The sequence below is a fragment of the Yaniella sp. genome, assembly GCF_030453185.1.
In the GTDB taxonomy this organism is placed as follows: Bacteria; Actinomycetota; Actinomycetes; order Actinomycetales; family Micrococcaceae; genus Yaniella.
On sequence record NZ_JAKDKW010000131.1, the window covers coordinates 1 to 3,737 of the forward strand.

Consider the following 3,737-nt stretch of genomic DNA (forward strand, 5'->3'; position numbering starts at 1 on the left):
GCAATCGAATACGAGGTCACGACGACGTCTGCACGCTCGCGGATCGCGTCAATCGTTTCAGAGCGCCGCAAATTCGATACATCAACGACAACGACCCGCAGCCCAGGAGCAAACCGCTCCACCTCGTCACGCCAGACCGGCAACACCGATGACGGCGCAATGACCAAGAACGGTCGCTGCTCCCCCTGTGCCTTGGCGCGAGCAATCATTGCCAACGACTGCAAGGTTTTACCCAAGCCCATGTCGTCAGCCAGAATTCCGCCGAGACCCAGATCATAGAGGTAGGACAACCACTCGTAACCTTCATGCTGGTAGTCACGCAGTTCGGCGTCGAGCATGGCCGGCACGTCAAGCTTCGGGATATCGGTGGCTTCACGAAGCACAGCAAGTGCGTTCTGCCATTCGACAATCGCAGGATCGGCATGGAACGCGTCGGCGGCTTCTTCGGCGTCGTCGAGCAACGCCGAATTGAACCGTGAAATGGCAGTCGATTCAACCCCAAAATCGTCCATGGTCGAAGCTTCTTCAAGCAACTTCCGCAACGGGTCGAACGCCTCGTTGTCCAAGGAGAAGTACGTGCCATCGGTCAGCAGCAAGCTGTTCTGGTTTCGTACCAGGGCAATAAAGAGCTGGCGGAACGGGATGGTGCGTTGTTCGATGGTGACTTGAAAACCGAGGTCGAACCAGTCGTTCTTCTCTGACTGGGTCGCATTGATGACGATGTGTGGTTCACCGGTCAACCGAGTGTAGGCCGGACGCTCCTCGGTCTCCACAATGCGCACGTACTCGTGCTGCAACAGTTCTGGCAGCGACTCATCAACGAAGCGGGCGGCGTCGGCACCAACCAGAATGGTTTTGCCCGGGACAGTACCCAGGTCAATATCGTCGGAGATTTCCGCGAGCACCTGGTTTTGGTGTTCCGTCTGGTCCTCGGTACCCAGGTAATCCCAGCGTGACGAAATGCGCACGTGATCTTGACGCTCACCCTGGTGGGTGGCCTGATAGTACTCGAGGGTCAATTCCAGCGTGGCCGGCGGAATATCGGGCAGGTCAACGGAATGGTCCTGGCTTGCCAACGGGATAACGCCGGCCAGCAACGGATACACGTTGTCAAAGAAATCTTGGGTGTCATCGGCTGGGATGAGCATGGGCTCGGGCGATTCAATGAGATCCATGACCGTGCGACTCAGCGGTTGGGCAACGGGGATGACGTTGATGTCGGCGGTCGCGGATTCGGGGTAAAAGTCGATTGTATAGAGGCCGATGGCACCCAGTGTGCCCGACGGAATGAGGGTTTCAGATGGCAGCTGTGCCTGGATGGACAGTGCGACGTCTTCCTGCTCATTTTCCGCAGCGTCGAAAATCATGCGTGCAGGTTCGGTGATGGTCACCCGATTGATGATTTTTTGCAGCGGGACCAGTTGGATGCCGGCGTTGTCGATCTTGTCCAGCACGTCCCACATCTGGGGCATGTTAATGGTCGCCAACGTGATGACGTCGTTGGAACCCAACGACGACACCGATGAGGTGTAGAGCCGGTTGAGCTCGTGCAGGGCGTCGTGCTGTTCTGGTAGGAACTGGTACTCACCGTGTGCGGATTGGTGAAACGGCAGGTCAAACATGGTCCAGTTCATGTTGCCCTTGATCCATCGTCCCCGAGCACCGACCCGTAGCGGACGCAGCCGCACGGTCAGATCGGTCTGGTTCTCGAGGTCGCTGGCAGTGGCTTCACGCCACACAAAACGCGTGCGGTAACCGGAGGGTTCTGTGTGCAGTGCGTCGATTTCTACACCGAGTGCGACGTCGGTAAATGCTTGATCAGAGTCGATCACCGGCAGCAGTTCGTTGACCACTTGGCGCCACGACAACCCGGGAATGCCGGTCTCGGAATCCTGTGGTTCGTGCGACTGTTCCAGATCGGCTGCGGTGAGCACATCTGAGGTTGCTACGGTCCGCTGATTTGATTCAAAAATCAGTGCAGCGGCGTGTTTACAGTCGAGCCCAACCGGACAGCTACAGGTGGCCCAGTCAACATCCCAAATGGGGATGCCACCCAGACTGCCGTCTGTTTTGCGCAGGGTCACGGAGGCCCGCCAGATTTTATCTTCGGAGCCACGTACACGCCCGACCAGGCGACCGGTTTCTTCGTTGAATTTCAGCGTGAGGACACGGTCTTGTGCGACATAGCTGCGACCCCGCTCGGCCATGGTGTCGCCGAAGGTGGCAACGAGTGCTTGGATATCAACGAATGGGTAGCTCACTGTGCCTCGTAGCGGCGTTGGAATTCGGTTACGCCGCTCAACCGGAAGGGTGCATGGGTGGTGGGTTGGGTGGTGTAGGTTTCTGAAGTCGCCGCGAAATCACTGTGCAGAGTGCGGTATTCGTCGTAGGTGAGTTCCACCCGGTTTTCGAGTTGTTTGGCCACATGTTCTGGGTAGATATGGTCGCGGTAGTTTTCCTGGACCACACCGGTGAAAAATTCGGCGACCGCACCGGAACCATAAGAGAAGAAGCCCAGACGTTTGCCGGCCAGACCTTCGTTGTTATGCAGCTGAGCGGTCAGGGCGAAGTACAACGAGGCCGTGTAGGTATTGCCTAGCGCGCGGTTGTAGCTCATGGACTCTTCGATCAGCTCATCAGAAAGCTCGTGGCCGGTGTGTTCTGCCAGCGCTGCGAGTTGTTTGCGGGCCATTTTTGTAAACGGCTGGTGGTGAAGGAACTTGTCGACGTCGTCGATGGACAGGTCCCGTCGGGCCGCAAGATCATCCCACGCGGCGGTGGTGGCGGTGAGGTAGGCGTCCAGTGACAGTTGACCATCTACATACGGGGTGGTGGAGTCATTGGGGCGCCAGAAGTCATTGACATCGGAGGTATGGAAACCGGAGCCGGGTTCGATTTCGACAAGATTTGGGTTGGCGGTGACCAACATGGCTACAGCACCGGCACCCTGGGTCGGCTCTCCCCCGGTGTCCAGCGCATAGCGTGCGACGTCGGAGGTAATCACGAGAATCTGTTCTTCCGGTGTCCGGGCAATCGCGTTAACCGCCATCTGCAACGCGGCAGTTCCCGAATAGCACGCCTGTTTGAGTTCAACGGAGCGCACATTGGCTGGCAGACCCAACAGCTCGTGGAGGTAGACGCCGGCGGCCTTGGACTGGTCGACCGAAGATTCGGTGGCGAACAGGACCTGACGGATCTTGGAGACATCGTGGCGTGCCAGCAGTGTATCGGCGGCTTCGGCTGCCATGGTGACGATGTCCTCGTCGGGTGCCGGCATGGAGAAAGCGTCCTGGCCCAGTCCGATACTGAACTTCTTAGGGTCGATGCCGTGGCGTTCTGCCAAGGTATCGAGGTCCAGAACGTAATGGGTGGTGGCGACTTCCAAATCGTGGATGCCTATTTTCACCGTTTTCTCCTTTTGCCTATGCTTCGGGGCGCTCGTAGGCGACGTGAGCTTGCATCAGTTCGCCCGGGTTCGTTTGGGCTGCCAACAGCGACAATTCGCCCGCCAGCACACTAGCTGCAATCAAGCTAGCCAGTCTACGCGAGTCTGCACCGGGTTCGCTAGTTTGACCGATCCCCATGCGCGCCATGGCTTCTTCGATATACGGCAGGTGTTTGCCGTTGCCCACGGTCCCCACAATCAGGTGCGGCAGGGTCACAGCGAAGTATAAGCCTTCTTCACGGTGCTCGGCCCACACGAATCCTTGGGAACCTTCTACAATATTTGCGGCATC

The 3,737-nt window shown here is 57.9% G+C and carries 2 protein-coding genes and 1 pseudogene; all 3 read right to left on the bottom strand.

Annotated features, from left to right (window positions below; genetic code table 11):
- The coding region (locus L0H14_RS12045; protein ID WP_301421950.1) for an SNF2-related protein at positions 1–2,261 on the bottom strand (2,261 nt) is incomplete at its 3' end.
- Positions 2,258–3,406 (bottom strand): hydroxymethylglutaryl-CoA synthase, encoded by a 1,149-nt coding sequence (locus tag L0H14_RS12050; RefSeq protein ID WP_301421951.1) that lies wholly within the window; start codon positions 3,404–3,406, stop codon positions 2,258–2,260. The genes L0H14_RS12045 and L0H14_RS12050, both read right to left, overlap by 4 nt.
- Positions 3,407–3,422: 16 nt before the next feature.
- Positions 3,423–3,737, bottom strand: a pseudogene (locus tag L0H14_RS12055) (hydroxymethylglutaryl-CoA reductase); the annotation flags it as partial.